This window comes from Streptomyces sp. NPDC059009, from assembly GCF_042740175.1.
Lineage (GTDB): Bacteria > Actinomycetota > Actinomycetes > Streptomycetales > Streptomycetaceae > Streptomyces.
The window spans coordinates 141015-160753 of sequence record NZ_JBHYJB010000019.1; the positions used below are offsets into that span (position 1 = coordinate 141015).

Annotated in this window: 21 protein-coding genes; 6 read left to right on the forward strand and 15 right to left on the reverse strand. The window is 72.8% G+C overall.

Features of this window, described 5'->3' with window-relative positions; all coding sequences use genetic code 11:
- Positions 1–2: 2 nt before the first annotated feature.
- A complete protein-coding gene (recA, locus tag ACFWYM_RS20500) occupies positions 3–1130 on the reverse strand; it encodes a recombinase RecA (protein WP_384838761.1) in 1128 nt (375 codons plus the stop codon).
- Positions 1131–1401: 271 nt separating this feature from the next.
- Positions 1402–1611, reverse strand: coding sequence for a hypothetical protein (locus tag ACFWYM_RS20505; RefSeq protein WP_384838764.1), 210 nt, complete (start codon positions 1609–1611; stop codon positions 1402–1404).
- Between the two features lie 131 nt (positions 1612–1742).
- Here ACFWYM_RS20505 and ACFWYM_RS20510 point away from each other — a divergent pair, with 131 nt between their 5' ends.
- Positions 1743–2216, forward strand: a complete 474-nt coding sequence (locus ACFWYM_RS20510; protein ID WP_384838766.1) for a carboxymuconolactone decarboxylase family protein — start codon at positions 1743–1745, stop codon at positions 2214–2216.
- A gap of 66 nt (positions 2217–2282) precedes the next feature.
- Here ACFWYM_RS20510 and ACFWYM_RS20515 read toward each other — a convergent pair whose 3' ends face one another.
- Both ACFWYM_RS20515 and ACFWYM_RS20520 read right to left on the reverse strand, forming a co-directional pair.
- Positions 2283–2819, reverse strand: a complete 537-nt coding sequence (locus tag ACFWYM_RS20515) for a GNAT family N-acetyltransferase (RefSeq protein ID WP_384838769.1) — start codon at positions 2817–2819, stop codon at positions 2283–2285.
- 7 nt (positions 2820–2826) lie between these two features.
- Positions 2827–3120, reverse strand: coding sequence for a hypothetical protein (locus ACFWYM_RS20520; protein ID WP_384838772.1), 294 nt, complete (start codon positions 3118–3120; stop codon positions 2827–2829).
- A 140-nt stretch (positions 3121–3260) separates the two neighbouring features.
- Between ACFWYM_RS20520 and ACFWYM_RS20525 the strand changes: the two genes are divergently transcribed.
- A complete protein-coding gene (locus ACFWYM_RS20525) occupies positions 3261–4139 on the forward strand; it encodes a hypothetical protein (protein ID WP_384838775.1) in 879 nt (292 codons plus the stop codon).
- On the opposite strand, the gene ACFWYM_RS20530 is transcribed toward ACFWYM_RS20525, so the two are convergent.
- Positions 4133–5383 (reverse strand): AI-2E family transporter, encoded by a 1251-nt coding sequence (locus ACFWYM_RS20530; RefSeq protein WP_384838778.1) that lies wholly within the window; start codon positions 5381–5383, stop codon positions 4133–4135. The genes ACFWYM_RS20525 and ACFWYM_RS20530 overlap by 7 nt on opposite strands.
- A 105-nt stretch (positions 5384–5488) precedes the next feature.
- A complete protein-coding gene (locus ACFWYM_RS20535) occupies positions 5489–5683 on the reverse strand; it encodes a DUF3046 domain-containing protein (protein WP_384838781.1) in 195 nt (64 codons plus the stop codon).
- A gap of 80 nt (positions 5684–5763) precedes the next feature.
- Between ACFWYM_RS20535 and ACFWYM_RS20540 the strand changes: the two genes are divergently transcribed.
- Complete coding sequence (locus ACFWYM_RS20540) at positions 5764–6720, forward strand: hypothetical protein (protein ID WP_384838784.1); 957 nt, start codon at positions 5764–5766, stop codon at positions 6718–6720.
- 24 nt (positions 6721–6744) lie between these two features.
- Here the strand turns inward: ACFWYM_RS20540 and ACFWYM_RS20545 are convergent, their stop codons facing one another.
- Genes ACFWYM_RS20545 through ACFWYM_RS20555 form a run of 3 tightly spaced genes read right to left on the reverse strand, consistent with a single transcriptional unit; the run spans position 6745 to position 8698 of the window.
- Positions 6745–7050 (reverse strand): AzlD domain-containing protein, encoded by a 306-nt coding sequence (locus ACFWYM_RS20545; RefSeq protein WP_384838787.1) that lies wholly within the window; start codon positions 7048–7050, stop codon positions 6745–6747.
- Positions 7047–7826, reverse strand: coding sequence for an AzlC family ABC transporter permease (locus ACFWYM_RS20550; RefSeq protein ID WP_384838789.1), 780 nt, complete (start codon positions 7824–7826; stop codon positions 7047–7049). Before ACFWYM_RS20550 ends, ACFWYM_RS20545 begins: the two co-directional genes overlap by 4 nt.
- Positions 7787–8698 (reverse strand): AraC family transcriptional regulator, encoded by a 912-nt coding sequence (locus ACFWYM_RS20555; protein ID WP_384838792.1) that lies wholly within the window; start codon positions 8696–8698, stop codon positions 7787–7789. The genes ACFWYM_RS20550 and ACFWYM_RS20555 overlap by 40 nt, the downstream gene beginning before the upstream one ends.
- Before the next feature lie 89 nt (positions 8699–8787).
- Here ACFWYM_RS20555 and ACFWYM_RS20560 point away from each other — a divergent pair, with 89 nt between their 5' ends.
- From ACFWYM_RS20560 to ACFWYM_RS20570, 3 genes are all read left to right on the forward strand, one after another.
- Complete coding sequence (locus ACFWYM_RS20560) at positions 8788–13485, forward strand: DEAD/DEAH box helicase (RefSeq protein ID WP_384838795.1); 4698 nt, start codon at positions 8788–8790, stop codon at positions 13483–13485.
- 56 nt (positions 13486–13541) lie between these two features.
- A complete protein-coding gene (locus tag ACFWYM_RS20565) occupies positions 13542–14396 on the forward strand; it encodes an Fpg/Nei family DNA glycosylase (RefSeq protein ID WP_384838798.1) in 855 nt (284 codons plus the stop codon).
- Positions 14397–14461: 65 nt separating this feature from the next.
- The gene (locus ACFWYM_RS20570) at positions 14462–15250 is read left to right on the forward strand and encodes an SDR family NAD(P)-dependent oxidoreductase (RefSeq protein WP_384838801.1); all 789 of its coding nucleotides are present in this window, start codon (positions 14462–14464) and stop codon (positions 15248–15250) included.
- Here ACFWYM_RS20570 and ACFWYM_RS20575 read toward each other — a convergent pair.
- The 6 genes from ACFWYM_RS20575 to rimO form a co-directional block, all read right to left on the reverse strand.
- Complete coding sequence (locus tag ACFWYM_RS20575) at positions 15198–15530, reverse strand: hypothetical protein (RefSeq protein WP_384838804.1); 333 nt, start codon at positions 15528–15530, stop codon at positions 15198–15200. The genes ACFWYM_RS20570 and ACFWYM_RS20575 overlap by 53 nt on opposite strands.
- Positions 15531–15779: 249 nt before the next feature.
- Positions 15780–16250 carry a Dps family protein gene (locus tag ACFWYM_RS20580; RefSeq protein ID WP_384838854.1) on the reverse strand — a complete coding sequence of 157 codons (471 nt, stop codon included), beginning with the start codon at positions 16248–16250 and terminating at the stop codon, positions 15780–15782.
- Positions 16251–16457: 207 nt separating this feature from the next.
- A complete protein-coding gene (locus ACFWYM_RS20585; protein WP_384838807.1) occupies positions 16458–16832 on the reverse strand; it encodes a helix-turn-helix domain-containing protein in 375 nt (124 codons plus the stop codon).
- A gap of 109 nt (positions 16833–16941) precedes the next feature.
- Complete coding sequence (locus ACFWYM_RS20590) at positions 16942–17559, reverse strand: CinA family protein (RefSeq protein WP_384838810.1); 618 nt, start codon at positions 17557–17559, stop codon at positions 16942–16944.
- On the reverse strand, positions 17556–18263 hold the full coding sequence (pgsA, locus tag ACFWYM_RS20595) for a CDP-diacylglycerol--glycerol-3-phosphate 3-phosphatidyltransferase (RefSeq protein ID WP_384838813.1): 708 nt from the start codon (positions 18261–18263) through the stop codon (positions 17556–17558). The genes ACFWYM_RS20590 and pgsA overlap by 4 nt, the downstream gene beginning before the upstream one ends.
- Positions 18260–19732 (reverse strand): 30S ribosomal protein S12 methylthiotransferase RimO, encoded by a 1473-nt coding sequence (gene rimO / locus ACFWYM_RS20600; protein ID WP_384838815.1) that lies wholly within the window; start codon positions 19730–19732, stop codon positions 18260–18262. Before rimO ends, pgsA begins: the two co-directional genes overlap by 4 nt.
- Between the last annotated feature and the right edge of the window lie 7 nt (positions 19733–19739).

Below are 19739 nucleotides of genomic sequence, written 5' to 3' on the forward strand. Positions count from 1 at the left end.
GACTAGCTCTTGGCCGCCGCGGCCTTGGACTTGGACTTCGCCGCCGGTGCGGGCACCGTCTTGGCCGCGTCCTCGGCCGGGGCCGCCGCGGCAGCGTCCGTGTCCTTGTCCTGCTCGGCGTCCGAAGCCTCCGGCCGCACGCCGACGCCCAGCTTCTCCTTGATCTTCTTCTCGATCTCGTTGGCGAGATCGGGGTTGTCCTTCAGGAAGTTACGGGCGTTCTCCTTGCCCTGGCCGAGCTGGTCGCCCTCGTACGTGTACCAGGCGCCCGCCTTGCGGACGAAGCCGTGCTCCACGCCCATGTCGATCAGGCCGCCCTCGCGGCTGATGCCCTGGCCGTACAGGATGTCGAACTCGGCCTGCTTGAAGGGCGGCGCGACCTTGTTCTTGACGACCTTGCAGCGGGTGCGGTTGCCCACCGCGTCCGTGCCGTCCTTCAGGGTCTCGATGCGGCGGATGTCGATGCGCACCGAGGCGTAGAACTTGAGGGCGCGGCCACCGGTCGTGGTCTCCGGGGAGCCGAACATCACGCCGATCTTCTCGCGGAGCTGGTTGATGAAGATCGCGGTGGTCTTGGACTGGTTGAGCGCGCTGGTGATCTTCCGGAGCGCCTGGCTCATCAGGCGGGCCTGGAGACCCACGTGCGAGTCACCCATCTCGCCCTCGATCTCCGCGCGCGGGACCAGGGCCGCGACGGAGTCGATGACGATCAGGTCGAGCGCGCCGGAGCGGACCAGCATGTCGACGATCTCGAGGGCCTGCTCGCCGTTGTCCGGCTGGGACAGGATGAGGTTGTCGATGTCGACGCCGAGCTTCTTCGCGTACTCGGGGTCGAGGGCGTGCTCGGCGTCCACGAAGGCGACCGCTCCGCCGGCCTTCTGCGCGTTGGCCACGGCGTGCAGCGTCAGGGTCGTCTTACCGGAGGACTCCGGGCCGTACACCTCCACCACACGGCCGCGCGGCAGACCGCCGACGCCGAGCGCGATGTCGAGCGCGGTCGACCCGGTGGGGATGATCTCGATGGGCTCGTTCGGCCGCTCGCCCATGCGCATCACTGCGCCCTTGCCGAATTGCCGTTCAATCTGTGCGAGCGCGGCGTCGAGCGCCTTCTCGCGGTCGGTTCCTGCCATGGGTTCCACCCGGTTTGCTTGAGTCGATCGCTTCACGTCAAAGACGCTAACGCCTGCCACTGACAATGCGCCCCGACGCCCGCCCGGCCTGTGGATAACTCGGGGCGATCCGCCCACCGAAATCCCCTGGCGGCCCCGGGAAGCCCCCGTGAACCCCCGGAATCACGCCGCCGGACACTTCATGAGAATGGATGTTCGATTTTACTGTCAAGCGCGCCACGCGGCCGCGCGAAGACCTTGGATGTGCGGGGTGAAGGCCGGGACACCCGGCCTATGGCCGCCGGTCCGCCCGAGTCCGGCGACCTGCGTCCCGGCCGGCCGACACCCACAGCCCGCCCGCCACGACCGCACCGATCACCACGCCGGTGACGAGCCGCCAGGGCGCGGCCCCGACGAGCGCGCACACGAGGAGCACCAGGGCCGCAGCCGCCAACAGCACGGCCACCGCGCCGAGAACACGCTTCCAGCTGAGCAAGGACACGCGCCCAGCCTACGAACCCCTGACCCCGCCGCACCACGCGAGAGCCGGGTCACACCCGCCCGTGTCACAACCAGCGGACATCGCTCCGTCCTAGGGGTGCAAGCGCCGGCAACGACATACAGGAGCACATCGTGGAAGCTCGGTTGAACCTCATGGCCAGCCCGATCGCCGTCAAGGCCGTCAAGCACCTCATCGCCGCGCACCACGCGCTCGCGGGCTCGACGCTGCCCGCCACGACGCGCGAACTGGTCATGCTCCGCGCCAGCCAGATCAGCGGCTGCGCAGGCTGCATCGACATGCACAGCAAGGAGGCCGCCGCGGCCGGGGAGACCTCGGTGCGCCTCAGTCTCGTCGCGGCCTGGCGCGAGGCCAAGGTCTTCACCGACGCCGAGCGCGCCGCCCTGGAGCTGGCCGAGGAGGGCACCCGCATCGCCGACGCGGCGGGCGGCGTCCCCGACGACGTCTGGGCCAACGCCGCCAAGCACTACGACGAGGACCAGCTCACCGCCCTGGTGACGACCATCGCCCTCATCAACGCCTTCAACCGTCTGAACGTCATCACCCAGCAGCCCGCGGGCGACTACCAGGTCGGCCAGGTCCACTGACGTCGACCGGCACCCATGGACGTCCGCTGACGCCGGCCGCCGAAGAAGACCCGCGGCCCGGCCGCGTCACATGGGCTGCGACAGCAGACGCACCGGCCCCGCAGTCCACACCGCACCCTCCCGCAACGGCGTCACCATCGTCCGGAGCGGCATGGTCACGACCCGGCCCCCGGGCTGCTCCACCCGCACGTCCACGCCGAGCGCGCTCCATCCGAGCCGCTCGTACAGCGCGACAAGGGGCGGGCGGCAGAAGAGCAGCCCGTGGTCCGGCCCCATCGTGCGCGCGTGCTCCAGGGCCCCCGCCAGCACCAGCCGGGCCAGGCCCCGCCCACGCACGTCGGGGGCGACGGCGACCCCGCCGACGCCCACCACGCGCGTACCGGCTCCGGCCACCTCGACGGGCAGCTCCAACAGCCCGGCGTGCGCCACGAGTCGGCCGTCGAGGCGGACTCCGAAGTGCTCGTCCTTGGGCAGGAAGGACAGGCCGGTGTCCACGACACCGAAGGGGTCGGCCCCGTCGCCGAGGATCTCGCTCTGCTCCGTCTTCGTGTAGCGCGCGAGCCGTATCACGGTCGGCGGCACGGGAGTTCGGTTCTCCGTCATCCCGGCATCATGATCGCCGGGTCTCCGGCCGTCCAGCGGCCCTCCTCGTCCGGCCGCGCCTTCGGGCGCCCACCAGGACCAGCAGGAGATACGCGCCGATGGCCAGGGCGCCCAGGCCCGCGAGCGTCCGCTGCCACCAGGTCCAGCCCATGGCCCCGAGCGCCCCGGCGGTCAGGAGCGCGGGCGCGAGCAGCAGGAACAGGACGGTCCTGACGGGGTCGGGCCCCCACGACCACGCGGCGGCCAGCCGCTCCGGAAGCCCTCGCGTCCGCGGACCTCGCCTCTCCCTGTGGCCACCCATGCCGGGAAGCGTACGGGGGGCATCGCGGGACTCTCCGGGCCGCCCCGTACTCCGCGTACCTCTCGTACTCCCCCAGGCGTACGGGCGGTGCCTTCAGGCGGACGACGACCGGAAGCCGCGCGAACGCCAGGCTTGAGCACATGAAGAGCCACGCGGAAAGCCACAAGGAGACACCGCAACGAGCAGTCCCCGCAGCCTCGTTGACCGGACCCGGCGCCCCGACCGGATCCGGCGCCCCGCCTCGCCGGGCCCTGCCCACCGCCGTACGCACCCTGTGGCACTCCGCGCGCCCCTCCGAGCGCCTCTGTCATGCGACGGGCGTGGTCCTCGTCCTCTCCGGCCTCGCGCATCTGCTGGTGTTCGCGGTCGACGGCGGCCCGTGGGAGGGGCCCGTCTCCTGGCGCAAGCCGGTCACCTTCGGGCTGTCCTTCGGCCTGACGCTGATCGCCCTCACCTGGGTGACCTCGTATCTCCGCTTCTCAGAGCGCGCGCGGAGGGCGCTGCTCGTGCTGTTCGCCGCCGACTGCGTGCTCGAGGTCGGCGGGATCACCCTTCAGGCGTGGCGGGGCGTGCCCTCTCATCTCAACATGGAGACACCCTTCAACACCGTCGTCTCCATGGCACTCGCGGTGGGCGGCGGCCTCCTTGTGGTGCTGTTGTCGGTGTTCGCCGTCGCCTCGTTCCGGCACCGGCCAGACGGCCCGGCGGGGATGCCGCTCGCGCTCCGCGCCGGTTTCGCCGTCCTCCTTGTCGCCCTCGCGTCCGGAGCGGCGATGATCGCGCGCGGAGTGTTCCTGACCCGCACCGGCCACCAGGAGGCGGCGTACCACTCCACGGCCGCGCTCAAGCCGCTGCACGGAGTGAGCCTGCACGCCGTCCTGGTCCTGCCCGCGCTGGCCTGGCTGCTGTCGCGCACTTCCTGGGGCGAGCGGACCCGGCAGCGGATCATGACCGTGGCGGTCGGCGCCTACGCGGCGGCGGTCCTGGGCGCAGGGCTCTGGGCGGCGGTCGCCTACTGAGGGTCGCTCTCCTGATGGGGCTCCCGCTCCCGCGACCCCTTCAGCGCACGCCGCACGCGCGCGAGGATGGGCTCCCCGTTCCGCCTCCGGTGTCCGTGCACCCGCGGGTCGTCCGTGACGTCGTACCGCTTCACGTACGCCCCGAGGAACGCCTGCAGCGTCGCGACCGCCGGGATGGCGACCAGCGCGCCGACCGCGCCGAGGAGGGCCGTGCCCGCGATGACCGAGCCGAAGGCGACCGCCGGGTGGATGTCGACGCTCTTGGCGGTGAGCTTGGGCTGCAGCACATAGTTCTCGAACTGCTGGTAGACGACTACGAAGATGAGCACCCACAGCGCGTACCAGGGGTCCACGGTGAAGGCGATCAGCATCGGCAGGGCTCCCGCCAAGTACGTGCCGATGGTGGGGATGAACTGCGAGACGAGACCCACCCAGACGGCGAGGACGGGCGCGTAGGGGACGTCCAGGGCCTGCAGCAGGATGTAGTGCGCGACTCCGGAGATCAGCGCCATCAGCCCCCGGGAGTACAGATAGCCGCCGGTCTTGTCGACGGCGATCTCCCAGGCGCGCAGCACCTCGGCCTGCCGGGCGGGCGGCAGCACGGAGCAGAGCGCGCGCCGCAGCCGGGGCCCGTCGGCCGCGAAGTAGAACGAGAACAGCAGGATCGTCAGGAGCTGGAAGAGGCCGCCGAGGACCTGCGCGGAGACGTCCAGGACGCCGCTCGCGCTGTTCTGGACGTACTTCTGCAGCCAGTCCGAGTGCAGCAGGCTGTCCTGGACCTCGACGCGGCTGAGCTCCGTGTGGAACGTCTCATTGATCCACTTGATCACCTGGTCGAGATACTTCGGGAAGTCCTCCACCAGGTCCACGATCTGGCCCGCGAGCATCGAGCCGAGCAGCGTGATGAAGCCGGCGCTCACGATCAGGACGCCCAGGAAGACGATGAAGGTGGCCAGGCCCCTCCGGAGACCGCGCGACGCCATCCAGCTCACCGCGGGCTCCACCGCGAGCGCCAGGAAGAACGCGATCAGGATGTTGATCAACAGCCCGGTCAGCTGGTGGAAGGCCCAACTGCCCAGCTGGAAACAGGCGATGAGCGCGAGAGCCAGCACCATGGCGCGCGGCAGCCACCGCGGCATGCGGGCGCGCTCGGCCCCGGGCCCGGCGGGGGGCTGCGCGGGCGGCGTCGTGCCGGGCGGGGCTGCGTCCTGGGTGACCTGCGCGGTCTCGTCTGTCGATGCCACGGGCCCAGTCTCACCCACGCCGCCGACATTCGGCCCCGGTCCCCACTTGTTCACCCGCTCCAGGGCCCGCACAAGGGGGCGCGGGCACCCCGAGAGGTCCGGGCATCAGCGCCTTTCGGCCGGTACGTCCACCGCGACGCAGACCGCCCGCCAGACGTCCTTGGCCTCCCAGCCCGCGTCCAGCGCCTCGTGCACCGTGCGCCCGCCGAGTTCCGCCATCACATGATCGCGCGCGAAGGAGTCGGCGTACCCCGCACCGAAGTGGGCCGCCATCAGCTCCCAGAAGACCGTCAACCGCATGACTCCAGTATCCCGCCCCTGAGAGTGCAGCCGGAGCACAGGGGGCTTGCCGAGAACGCTTTCCGTCCTACCGTCGGACCATGGCCGAATCCGGAGCATCCCCGCACGCCGCGTCCTCCCTCCTGGCCCGCGCCGAGCAGTTCGTCTGGCTCACCGCGCGCGTCCTCGAGCAGCGCCGGTTCGCGTACCACTTCCTCACCGCCGCCACCGGGCCGGGCGCCGACGAGGCCGCCGACGCCGTCGAGACCGCCCTGGCCGCGTACGCCAACGAGGACGGCGGGTACGGTCACGCCCTCGAACCCGATCTGCGCGGCCCGGTGAGCCAGCCCCTGCACACCGGCCAGGCGCTGCGCGTCCTGGACTCGATCCGGCGCTGCGGCGGGCAGCGTGTGGAGCGTGTGTGCCGCTATCTGACGTCCGTCTCGACACCCGACGGCGCCCTTCCGGCGATCCATCCCAGCCAACGCGGCTACCCCGCGGCCCCGTTCGTGCCGATCGTGGACGACCCGCCGAGCGAGCTCCTCGCCACCGGCCCCGTGGTGGGCCTCCTGCACCGCAACGAGGTGTGGCACGCCTGGCTGTTCCGGGCCACCGACTTCTGCTGGGCGACCGTCGAATCCCTGGAGAAGTCCCATCCGTACGAGATCCAGGCGGCCGTCGCGTTCCTCGACGGCGCACCCGACCGCCCGCGCGCGGAGGCGGCCGCCGACCGCCTCGGGCGGCTCGTGCGGGAGCAGCGCCTCGCCGCCCTCGACCCGGACCGCCTCCAGGACTACCCGGTCGCTGCCGGCTACGCCGCGGGCGAGCACCACTTCGCGTACGACTTCGCGAAGACGCCCGAGTCCCTCGCGCGCGCGTGGTTCACCGACGACGAGATGGCCCGCTCGCTCGACTTCCTGGAGAGCGAGCAACAGGAGGACGGCGGCTGGCCGATCCGCTTCCGGCAGTGGGCGCCGGGCACCGCACTGGAGTGGCGTCCGATCGTCACCATCGAGGCGCTGCGCACCCTGCGGGCGCACGGCCGGGCCCTCGGCTGAGGCAGCCCGGCCGCTCGGGGCCGCTCAGCCGAGGGCCCGCAGCCCCGCCGTGACGGCCACGGCCGCCCCGATGACGACAAGGAAGGGCGCGCGCAGCAGCAGCGCGACGGCCGCCGCGGCGAGCCCGGCGGCCCTGGCGTCCAGCACGAGGACGCGGTCGTCGGCGAAGGTCTGCTGGGCCGTGAGCCCGGCCAGGAGCGCCACGGGCAGCAGGGCGGCGAGACGCTTGACCGAGGGGCGCTCCAGGACGCCCGCGGGCACGAGCAGCCCGGCGAGCTTCACGGCGTAGCACCCGACAGCGGTGACGGCGATGGCGATCCAGATGTTCAACGGGCTTCCTTCTGTGCGGTGTTGCGGTCCTTGCGGCCTTCTACGTAGAGGGCAGCCGGGGCGGCGAGCCCGGCCACGAGGACCGGCACTCCCGCGGGCAGCACCGGCAGCAGGCCGAGCATCAGGACGACGGCGAGGCCCGCGACGGCCCGCTCCATCGCCGTCCGCAGCATCGGCGCGAGCAGCGCCAGGAAGACCGCGGGTCCCGCGGCGTCGAGCCCCCACGCGTCGGTGTCGCCGATCGCCTCGGCGCCGAGAGCGCCCAGGAGCGTGGTGAGGTTCCACAGCGCGTACAGAGAGAGGCCGGTCACGGTGAAGCCCATGCGGATGCCGCGCCGGGTGGGCTGGGCGAGGGCGACCGCCGCCGTCTCGTCGATGACCCAGTGCGCCGCGAAGGGCCGCACCGCGCGCGGGAGGGCGAGCAACTGCGAGAGCCGCAGCCCGTAGAAGGCGTTGCGCACCCCGAGGAAGAAGGCCCCGGCCGCGGCCGTGAGCGGGTTCCCGCCTCCGGCGAGCGCGCCCACGAGGGCGAACTGCGAGGCCCCGGTGAAGACCAGGAGGCTGAGCGCGCACGTCTGCAGCACGGTGAGGCCACTGCCCGCCGAGGTCACGCCGAACGCGAACCCGGAGAGGCCGACGGCGACGCCCACCCCGAGGGCGTCCCGCACGACGGCGGCATCGGACTTCTCCGGAGCTGCGGTCGCGGCGGATCCTGCGGGGGCTTCTTCGAGGGGTTCTACTGACGAGGCTGGTGCTGATGCTGTCTGTTCTGCCACGCGTCGGACGCTACGAGGAGCTCCCCGGAAGCGTCTTGTACGTTCTTGCGGCCGCGCTGGTACGCCCCGGGCGGCACCCCCACGATGCGGGTGAAGTGCCGGTTCAGGTGCGGCTGATCGGTGAAGCCGACGGCCACGGCGGCTTCGGCCGGAGCGATGCCCGCCTCCAGGAGGCGGCGCGCGGCGCGCACCCGGGCGTTGGTGAGCCAGGCGTGCGGTGGCATTCCATAGGCGTCGCGGAAGGCACGCAGCAGAGCGAAGGGGCTGGTGCCGAGCTCGGCCGCGAGGCCCTCCAGGGACGGCGGGTCGGCCATGCGCTCGGTGAGGACCTCACGCGCGCGTGCCGCGGCCCTGGCCCCCGCGGACCGGCGCGGGCGCTGGGCGAGCGCCGTGCCGTGATCGCGCAGCAGCCGGGCGAGCACCACCCTCAGCAGGCTGTCGGCGACCAGCGCCTCGCCCGACTCGGCGGCCCGGTGCACCTCGCTGATCAGGCGCGCGGCCCGTGGATCCATGACGATGGTCTCGCCGAAGCCCGCGGTGCCGCGGACCGTGGTCGTCTCGGCGGCGATCTCCGCGACGACGTCGGCCGAGGGGTAGAGCGTGTCGTACGCCCAGCCCTCGGGCCCGGCGGCCCACGCGGTGTGCGCCACCTCAGGGTTGATCATGACGACGCTGCCCGGACCCGCGTACAGGGTGCCGTCGGGCATGCCGACCGCCTCGACTCCGCGGGTGACCGCGCCGAACACATAGCCGTCGTGGCTGTGGCGCGGGAACGTGTGCCGGACATAGCGGGCACGCAGCAGGTCGAGGCCGGGCAACCGCTCGTACTGCCAGTGCCGCGCCCACTCTCCCTTGCCCGCCTTGCTCGCCATGCCTGCCATTCTGCGTCGGGCCACCCTCGGTGGACCAGTCGTTTCTGCAGGTCACGGCGATTGTCAGTGGCGGGGTGCAGGATGGGGGCATGGTCAGGTCCAGGCAAGGGGCCCACAGCACCCTCGGCGCCCTCGACAGCTTCTCCCCCGCGACCCGCGGCTGGTTCACGGGCGCCTTCTCCGCGCCCACCTCCGCGCAGGCCGGGGCGTGGCAGGCCATCGCGGAGGGCTCGGACGTCCTGGTGGTGGCGCCCACCGGCTCCGGCAAGACCCTGGCCGCCTTCCTCGCCGCCCTGGACCAGCTGGCCTCGACCCCGCCGCCCGCCGACCCCAAGAAGCGCTGCCGCGTCCTGTACGTGTCGCCCTTGAAAGCCCTCGCGGTCGACGTGGAGCGCAATCTGCGCAGCCCCCTCACCGGCATCCGCCAGGAGTCGGTGCGCCTGGGCCTGTCCGAGCCCGAGGTCCGCGTCGGCATCCGCTCCGGCGACACCCCGGCCGCCGAGCGCCGCGCCCTGTCCACCCGTCCCCCGGACATCCTGATCACGACGCCCGAGTCCCTCTTCCTGATGCTCACGTCCGCTGCCCGGGACGCCCTGACCGGCATCGAGACGGTGATCCTGGACGAGGTGCACGCGGTCGCGGGCACCAAGCGCGGCGCCCATCTCGCCCTCTCCCTGGAGCGGTTGGACGAGCTGCTGCCCCGCCCCGCCCGCCGCATCGGCCTGTCGGCGACGGTCCGCCCGGTGGACGAGGTGGCGCGCTATCTCTCCCCGCAGCGCAAGGTGGAGATCGTCCAGCCCGCCTCGGGCAAGGAGTTCGACCTCTCGGTGGTCGTCCCGGTCGAGGACCTCGGGGAGTTGGGCGGCTCCCCGGTCGCCGACTCCGGCCAGGGATCCGACCAGGCGGCGGAGCGCCCGTCGATCTGGCCGCACGTCGAGGAGCGCATCACCGACCTCGTCCAGGCCCACCGCTCGACGATCGTCTTCGCCAACTCCCGCCGCCTGGCCGAGCGCCTGTGCAACAGGCTCAACGAGATCGCGTACGAGCGCGCCACCGGCGAGGCCCTCCCCGAGGACCACACCCCGGCCGAGCTGATGGCCGAGTCGGGCGCCGCCAAGGGCGCCCCTCCGGTCCTCGCCCGCGCCCACCACGGCTCGGTCTCCAAGGAGCAGCGCGCCCAGGTCGAGGAGGACCTGAAGGCGGGCCGGCTGCCCGCCGTGGTCGCCACGTCCAGCCTGGAGCTGGGCATCGACATGGGCGCCGTCGACCTGGTGGTGCAGGTCGAGTCGCCGCCCTCCGTGGCCTCGGGGCTGCAGCGCGTGGGCCGCGCGGGGCACCAAGTGGGCGCTGTTTCCACGGGGGTTGTCTTCCCGAAGTACCGAGGCGACCTCGTCCAGGCAGCGGTCGTCACGGAGCGGATGCGGACCGGCGCCATCGAGTCCCTGCGCATCCCGGCCAACCCCCTGGACGTGCTGGCCCAGCAGCTGGTCGCGCTGGTCGCCCTGGACACCTGGCAGGTCGACGACCTCCTTGCAATGGTGCGCCGGGCCGCCTCTTTCGCGTCCCTTCCGGAGTCGGCGTTCACGGCCGTCCTGGACATGCTCGCGGGGCGCTATCCGTCCGACGCCTTCGCGGAGTTGCGTCCCCGCGTGGTGTGGGACCGGGTCGCCGGGACGGTCACGGGGCGTCCCGGCGCCCAGCGCCTCGCGGTCACCTCCGGAGGCACGATCCCCGACCGCGGCCTCTTCGGAGTCTTCCTCGCCGGAGCCGACCCCAAGAAGGGCGGCGGCCGCGTCGGGGAGCTCGACGAGGAGATGGTCTACGAGTCGCGCGTGGGCGACGTCTTCACGCTCGGCACGAGCTCCTGGCGCATCGAGGACATCACCCGCGACCGCGTCCTGGTCTCCCCCGCCCCAGGAGTCCCCGGCCGCCTCCCCTTCTGGAAGGGCGACCAACTGGGCCGCCCGCTCGAACTGGGGCGCGCGGTGGGCGCGTTCCTGCGCGAGGTCGGCGCGCTCTCCCCGGAGGACGGCCGCGCCCGCCTCCAGGCCGCCGGACTCGACACCTGGGCCGCGGACAACGTCCTGTCGTACCTCTCCGAGCAGCGCGAGTCCTGCGGCCACATCCCGGACGACCGCACGATCGTCGTCGAGCGCTTCCGGGACGAGCTGGGCGACTGGCGCGTCGTGATCCACTCCCCCTTCGGCGCCCAGGTGCACGCCCCCTGGGCCCTCGCCCTCGGCGCCCGCCTCACCGAGCGGTACGGGATGGACGCCCAGGTCATGCACGCCGACGACGGCATCGTGCTGCGCCTCCCGGACGCCGACCTCATGGGCCTCGACCTGCTGGACCAGGAGCCGCTCGACCCGTCGGCCCCGGGCTCGGGCCTGGAGTACGACTCCGAGAAGGCCCCCGTAGGGGCGGCGGACGTCGCCTTCGACAAGGGCGAGGTCGACCAGCTCGTCACCGACCAGGTCGGCGGCTCCGCCCTGTTCGCCGCCCGTTTCCGCGAGTGCGCCGCCCGCGCGCTGCTGCTGCCGCGCCGCAGCCCCGGCAAGCGCACCCCCCTGTGGCAGCAGCGTCAGCGCGCCGCTCAACTGCTCCAGGTGGCCAGCGAGTTCGGTTCGTTCCCGATCGTCCTGGAGGCTGTGAGGGAGTGCCTCCAGGACGTCTTCGACGTGCCGGGGCTCGCCGAGCTGATGGGCGACATCGAGTCCCGCAAGGTCCGCCTCGTCGAGGTGACCACCCCGGACCCGTCCCCCTTCGCCCGCTCGCTCCTGTTCGGCTACGTGGCGCAGTTCCTGTACGAGGGCGACTCCCCCCTCGCCGAGCGCCGCGCCGCCGCCCTCTCCCTGGACTCGCACCTGCTGGCCGAGCTCCTCGGCCAGGCCGAGCTCCGCGAGCTCCTCGACGCCGACGTCCTGGCCGAGCTGGAGCGCGAGCTCCAGTGGCGCACGGACGACCGCCGGGTCAAGGACGCCGAGGGCGTGGCCGACCTGCTCCGCCTCCTCGGACCGCTCACGGAGGCGGAGTTGACCGAGCGCGGCGCCGACCCCGCCTGGCCCGAGGAGCTGGCCGCCGCCCGCCGCGCCATCCGCGTGCGCATCGCCGGAGCCGACCACTGGGCGGCCATCGAGGACGCGGGCCGCCTCAGGGACGCCCTCGGCACGGCGCTCCCGGTCGGCGTCCCCGAGGCGTTCACCGAGCCCGTCAAGGACCCCTTGGGCGACCTCCTCGCCCGCTATGCCCGTACGCACGGCCCGTTCACCTCCACCACCGCGGCCGCCCGCTTCGGCCTCGGCGCGGCCGTCACGGAGGGTGCCCTCCACCGCCTCGCGGCCAACGGCCGTGTCGTGCAAGGGGAGTTCCACCCGGCGGGCATCGGCCAGGAGTGGTGCGACGCCGCCGTGCTGCGCCGCCTGCGCCGCCGTTCCCTCGCGGCCCTGCGCCAGGAGCTGGAGCCGGTGCCGCCCGCCGCGCTCGCCCAGTTCCTCCCCCGGTGGCAGCACTTCGGCGGGCACGGCCTGCGCGGCATCGACGGACTGGTGCGCGCCGTGGAGCAGCTCCAGGGCGCCACGGTCCCCGCCTCCGCCCTGGAGAAGCTCGTCCTGCCCTCCCGCGTCTCCGGGTACACCCCCGCGATGCTGGACGAGCTCACCGCGGCGGGCGAGGTGGTGTGGTCCGGGGCCGGATCCCTGCCCGGCAAGGACGGCTGGGTCTCCCTCCACCTGGCCGACACCGCGCCCCTGCTGCTGCCGCCCCCGCACCCCTTGGAGCTCACGGCGCTCCACCAGTCCGTCCTGGACGCCCTCTCCGGCGGCTACGGCCTCTTCTTCCGCCAGATCGCCGACCAGGTCCGCGCCACCACCCACCCCGACGCCACCGATCCCCAACTCGCGGACATCATCTGGGACCTGGCCTGGTCGGGCCGCCTGACGAACGACACGCTGGCCCCCATGCGCGCCCTCCTCGGCTCGGGCCGCACCGCGGGCTCCACGGCCCACCGCGCCAAACGCCCGGTCCCGCGCGGGCGTTACGGCACCCTGACGGCCGCCGCCCGCCCCGCCTCACGCACCGGCCCGCCCACCGTCGCGGGCCGCTGGTCCCAGCTCCCCGCCCGCGAGCCCGACCCCACGCTGCGCGCCCACGCCCTGGCCCGCACCCTCCTCGACCGGCACGGCGTGGTCACCCGGGGCGCGGTGGCCGCCGAGGGCGTCGAGGGCGGCTTCGCCGCGACGTACCGCGTCCTGTCGGCCTTCGAGGACACCGGACAGGCGCGGCGCGGCTATGTCGTCGAGGGCCTCGGCGCCGCCCAGTTCGCAATGGACGGCGCGGTGGACCGGCTGCGCGCCACCGCCAACTCCCGGGAGCGAACGGAGGGTTCGCACCCCTCGGAGGCCCAGGCCGTCGTCCTGGCCGCCGCCGACCCGGCCAACGCGTACGGGGCGGCCCTGCCCTGGCCCGAGCCCCCGACCGACGCCGGTCACAAGCCGGGCCGCAAGGCGGGCTCCCTCGTCGTCCTGGTCGACGGCGAGCTGACCCTCTACATGGAGCGCGGCGGCAAGTCCCTGCTCGCCTGGCCCGCCACTGCACAGACCCCGCCCGCCCAGGACACCCGCCTCCAGCCGGCCGCCGCCGCCCTGGCCGCGGCGGCCCGCGCGGGCACCCTCGGCACGGTCACGGTCGAGCGCGTCAACGGAACACCCGCCCTGACCTCCCCCCTCGGCCCCCTCCTGGAAGGAGCAGGCTTCCACGCCACCCCACGCGGCCTGCGCCTGCGCCCCTGACCCGAGCGCACGCCCACCCACCGAACCGAACCCCTCCCCCGTGCCACCCTGATCCCATGCCCGAAGGAGACACCGTCCACCAGGCGGCCCGCCGTCTGCACCAGGCGCTCGCCGGACACACCCTCACCCGCTGCGACCTGCGCGTCCCCAAGCTCGCCACGGTCGACCTGACGGGCCGCACCGTCCTGGAGGTCACCCCGCGCGGCAAGCATCTCCTCACCCGCTTCGAGGGCGGCCTCACCCTCCACTCCCACCTCCGCATGGACGGCGCCTGGCGGCTGTACGCCCCCGGAGAGCGCTGGCGCGGCGGCCCGGGCCACCAGATCCGGGCGATCCTCGGCACGGACGAGTCGACGGCCGTGGGCTACCGCCTCCCCGTGCTCGAACTGCTCCGCACCGCCGACGAGCAGCGCGCCGTCGGCCACCTCGGCCCCGATCTGCTCGGCCCCGACTGGGACCCGGACCGCGCCCTCACCAACCTCCTCGCCTCCCCCGAAATCCCCCTCGGCGAGGCCCTCTTGGACCAGCGCAACCTCGCGGGCATCGGCAACATCTACAAGTCCGAGCTCTGCTTCCTGCTGCGCGTCACCCCCTGGCTCCCCGTCGGCGAGCTCCCCGAGGAGACGGCCGCCCGCCTCCCCGTACTCGCCAAGAAGCTTCTGGAGGCCAACCGCGACCTCCCGCCCGTCTCCCGCCACCGCCCCTCTACGGATGCGCTTCGCGCAGCCCCTCCCTCTTTCCGCTCCACCACCGGCCGCACCCGCCCCGACCAGCGCCTGTACGTCTACGGCCGCGCACCCCGCCCCTGTCTGCGCTGCGGCACCCCCGTCCGCACCGCCGAACAGGGCGACGGCTCGCGCGTCCGCCCCACCTACTGGTGCCCCACCTGCCAACAGGGACCCACCCCGTAGCACCCCAGCAACACATCCCCACCCACTAGTTGACGTTCCGTCAGATACGGCCGTACCGTCCCGTCATGCCCGTCACGGCGTACGACCTCACCGGACGCTCCGCCTTCGTCACCGGAGCCGCCAGCGGCATCGGCCGGGCGACGGCCCTCCTCCTCGCCCAGGCCGGCGCGGCCGTCCACTGCGCGGACCTCGACGGGGACGGCCTGCACGGGACGGCCACGCTCATCAAGGACGACGGCGGCACGGCACACACCCACCGTCTGGACGTCTCCGACCGGCCCCAGCTGGACCTGGCCGTCGAGGCCGCTGTCGCCGCCGCCAAGACCACCGGCGGGCGCCTCGACATCATGGCCGCCATCGCCGGGATCATGCACAGCAGCCCGGTCCTGGAGACCCGCGACGAGGACCTCGACCGTGTCCTGAACATCAACTTCAAGGGCGTCCTGTACGCCTGCCAGGCGGCGGCCCGCGCCATGATCGAGGCGGGCGGCGGCGGCAGCATCGTCACGATGGCGTCCGGCGCCGTGGACACCGGCGGCCCCGGCCTGCTCTGCTACGGCGCGGCCAAGGCGGCCGTCGTCCAGCTCACCAAGACGCTGGCCACCGAGGTCGGACGGCACGGCATCCGCGTCAACGCGGTCGCGCCGGGCTGGATCCGCACCCCGATGACCGACCACCACGATGCCGAGGCGCAGACCCACACCGAGGCCCTCATGGTGCGGATGTCGCCGCTCGGCCGGGTCGGGGCGCCCGAGGACATCGCCCAGGCGGTGCTGCACCTGGCGTCCGACGCCTCCTCGTTCACGACGGGCCAGATCCTCCGTCCGAACGGCGGCGTGGCCATGCCCTGGTGACTGCCCCGCTCGCCCTGGTGACCGTCCCGTACGCCCGGGCGCCCATCCCGGCCACCCACCCCCTGCTCGGCGCCACCCCCGCCGCCCGCGACTTCGGCACACAGTGCACCGGAAGCAGGCTCAGCCCCCAGCCTCCGGCCGCGACCGCCCCCTCCAGGGCCCCCGCGTCGGGCGCGAGCGCGAGCCGCAGCACGCCCCACCACCACAGCGCGCCGAGCGCCAGGACGGCCCCCCGGCGCAGCCCCCGCCAGACCCCCGAACCGGCCCTCGCGGCTGCCATCGCTGTCACCTCCCGCCCGATACGCGGAACACCAGGTCGACGCTAAACGCCCGCCTTCACCCCACGGGAGGGCGCATCGGACGCTCCAGGGCGCACCGTCGAGTCTCCCCCGCGCCCTCCCGCTCCGCACTCCAGGAGAGAGGCCGCCGGCAAGCCTGGGAGGGCTGCCGGAACACGGCGAGGGGTCCGCCCGAAACCCGGGCGGACCCCTCGTACGAAAAGCGGCTCACGGGCCGCCGAAACAACGGCTCAGCCGTTCTCCGCCTGGAACATCCAGTGGTGCTTCTCCAGGTCCGCGGTGATCCCGATGAAGATGTCCTGGCTCACCGGGTCCGCGTCGCCCGTCGCCGCCACCCGCTCACGCATCCGCGTGATCACCGCGCCGAGCGCGTCCACGAGCGTCCCCACCGCGTCCGCGTCCTTCACCCAGCCCTCGGGCACCGCACCGATCCCGCTGCTCGCCGCCACCGTGGCCGCCCGCCCGTCGGGCGAGACGCCGAGGGTCGAGGCGCGCTCCGCGACCGTGTCGGAGTGCAGCCGAGCCGTGTCCACGACCTCGTCCAGCTGCAGATGCACCGAGCGGAACCGCGGCCCGACCACGTTCCAGTGGATCTGCTTCGCCACCAGGGACAGGTCGACCAGGTCCACGAGCGCCCCTTGCAGCGCCTCGGAGACCGTCTTCAGATCCGCATCGGACAGAGGGCTCTTCACGACGTACATCTGTCGCCTCCAACTCATGGGAAATCCCCACCAACCATGGCACAGCAGACCAGGCCCGACCATCGGGACCAAAGTCACCAATCACGGTCGATATCGCTCGGCCCGACACCCGGCCCGGAACAGCGAAAGCCCTGACCGGGTACACCCCGGTCAGGGCTTTCACACACACATGCGCGCCGTGGTCACACGGGAACCGTGCTCAGGCCGTCACGCGGCGACGACGTCGACCGCCTCCGCGGGAGCCTTGATCGTGACCCGTTCCGGTGGCACGCCGGCCACGGAGACGGAATTGAGCATCGGGCGAACCGGTGCGCGCACGGGCTCGGTGACCGCTGCAGACTGGGCCAGCTCCGCGAGCGACAGCTCGTCGCTGACCTCGCGCATGAGCTCGGACATCCGTACGTCAAGCGCGTCGCAGATCGCGGAAAGCAGCTCGGAGGAAGCCTCCTTCTGCCCCCGCTCCACCTCGGAGAGATAGCCGAGTGAGACTCGGGCGGACGAGGAGACTTCGCGCAGAGTACGGCCCTGGCGCTGGCGCTGCCGACGCAGCACGTCACCCAGCAGGCGACGGAGCAGAATCATCGGTGGCTCCCTCCTCGGACCGCGTAGCCGCATCCTTCACGCCCCACCGTACCGCCTTGCGCGGCGGCCGTGCGGGGAGCGATGTCGTGTTCACTCAGGGCTGCAAACATCAATTCCCCCCGTTCTGTTCCGTATCCTGTGCCCGCCCATTCCCGGCACGTTCGCCGGAAAGCTGCTCGGCGAGCAGCGTGAGCACGCTCCGTACAGTCTCATTACGGATTGCCGAACGGCCACCGTTCAACCGCAGGAGCGCCGCTTTGGTGACTACTTTCCCCTGGAGGCGAACAGGACCGTCGTGAAGGTCCGACCTCTCGGGCTCTTCGGGCAGCGGTCCGGCGACGGCCACGAAGACCGTTCCGACCGCCTGGCCGTCCTGCGGATCGGGTCCCGCGACGCCGGTCGTGGCCAGGCCCCAGTCGGCGCCGAGCGCCCGCCGCACCCCGGCGGCCATCTGCCGCGCCACCTCGGCGTCCACCGCCCCGCGCTCGGTCAGCAGGGCGCCGTCGACGCCCAGGACGTCCCGCTTCAGCGCCGTCGCGTACGCCGTCACGGAGCCCCGGAAGACCCGTGAGGCGCCGGGCACCTCCGTGATCTCCGCGGCCACGAGACCTCCGGTCAGCGACTCCGCGACGGCGAGCGTCTCGCCGCGCGCCCCGAGCAGCCGCAGCACGTCCTCGGCCGCGGCGGCGGCCGCCGATCCGGGCCGCGAGACGCCCGCGGTCGTCACTTCGCGGCCTCCGGCGCCGATGCGGCGTCCGCGGCACCGGCCGCCTCCGCGCGCTCCTCGGCTCTGCCGCGGCGGCGCAGCACAATGGCCTGTTTCACATAGTCGAGGCCGGTCACCACGGTCAGCACGACCGCGACCGCCATCACCCAGAACCGCAAGGTGGCGAGCGGCCCGGTCAGCGCGAGCACATACATCCCGACCGCCGTGCCCTGCGCGAGGGTCTTCATCTTGCCGCCGCGGCTGGCCGGAATGACGCCGTAGCGGATCACCCAGAACCGCAGCAGCGTGATCCCGAGCTCGCGCCCCAAGATCACCCCGGTCACCCACCACGGCAGATCGCCGAGCCACGACAGACAGATCAGCGCGGCCCCCATGATCGCCTTGTCAGCGATCGGGTCGGCGATCTTCCCGAAGTCCGTGACCAGGTTGTACGTCCGCGCCAGATGCCCGTCGAAGAGGTCGGTGATCATGGCGATGGCGAAGGCCGCCCAGGCGAAGGAGCGCCAGGCCGGGTCGTACCCGCCGTTGCCGAGCAGCAGCAGCACGAAGCCCGGCACCAGGACGAGCCGGATCATGGTCAGCAGATTGGCGACGTTCCACAGACTGGCTTGATTCACCGCCGCGGCACCCAGCTTCCCGCCGCGCACCGGATTCGCGCCCTGCGCGCCGGAGCCGCCCGCCGCGGGTGCCGGGACTTGGGTCATCTGCCGGTCCCTTCGAGACATTCAGCCACCAGGTCCACGCCCTCCGTGCCGACCACCTTTGCCACGACCATACGACCGACGTGCAGATCGTCCCCACCCGTGGCGCCCGTGAACCGGACCTGGCCGTCGGTCTCGGGGGCCTGGTGCGCGGCCCTGCCGACCGCCCCGTCCTCCTCGTCCACGGCCTCGACCAGGACCTCGAGGGTCTCCCCGACGCGGTCGTCGGCGCGCTGCGAGGTCAGCTCCTCCGCGAGCCGCGAGATGTGCGCGAGCCGCTCGGCGACGACGTCCTCGTCGAGCTTGTTCTCGTACGTCGCCGCTTCGGTGCCCTCCTCGTCGGAGTAGCCGAAGACCCCGATGGCATCCAGCCGGGCGCCGGTGAGGAACCGCTCCAGCTCGGCCAGGTCCGCCTCGGACTCGCCGGGGAAGCCGACGATGAAGTTGGAGCGGACACCGGCCTGCGGCGCCTTGCTGCGGATGGTGTCCAGGAGTTCGAGGAAGCGGTCGGTGTCGCCGAAGCGCCGCATGGTGCGCAGCACGTTGGGCGCGGAGTGCTGGAAGGACAGGTCGAAGTAGGGGGCGACCTTCTCCGTGGACGTCAGGACGTCGATGAGCCCGGGCCGCATCTCGGCGGGCTGCAGATAGCTGACCCGCACCCGCTCGATCCCGTCGACGGCCGCGAGCTCGGGCAGCAGCGTCTCCAGGAGCCGGATGTCGCCCAGGTCCTTGCCGTACGAGGTGTTGTTCTCGGAGACCAGCATGATCTCCTTGACGCCCTGCTCGGCCAGCCAGCGGGTCTCCCCGAGGACGTCGCTGGGCCGCCGCGAGATGAACGAGCCGCGGAACGAGGGGATGGCGCAGAAGGAGCACCGCCGGTCACAGCCGGAGGCCAGCTTCACCGAGGCCACCGGGTTGCTGCCGAGGCGCCGGCGCAGCGGTGCGCGCGGCCCGGAGGCGGGCGCGACGCCCTCGGGCAGGTCCTTCGGCGCCTCGACCGGCGCGTGGCCGGGCAGGGCGACGCCGGAGCCCGCGTCCTGCCGCTCCGCCGGGCTGATCGGCAGGAGCTTGCGCCGGTCGCGCGGGGTGTGGGCCTCGACGCTGCCGCCGCTGAGGATGGTCTGCAGGCGGTCGGAGATGTCGGAGTAGTCGTCGAAGCCGAGCACGCCGTCCGCCTCGGGCAGGGCGTCGGCGAGCTCCTTGCCGTATCGCTCAGCCATGCAGCCCACGGCGACGACGGCCTGCGTCTTGCCGTGACCCTTCAGATCATTGGCTTCGAGGAGGGCGTCGACGGAGTCCTTCTTGGCGGCCTCGACGAAGCCGCAGGTGTTGACGACGGCCACGTCCGCGTTCTCGGCGTCCTGGACGAGTTCCCAGCCGTCCGCCTCCAAGCGGCCTGCGAGCTCCTCCGAGTCCACCTCGTTACGGGCGCAGCCAAGAGTGACAAGGGCGACGGTGCGGCGTTCAGGCATGGTCTCA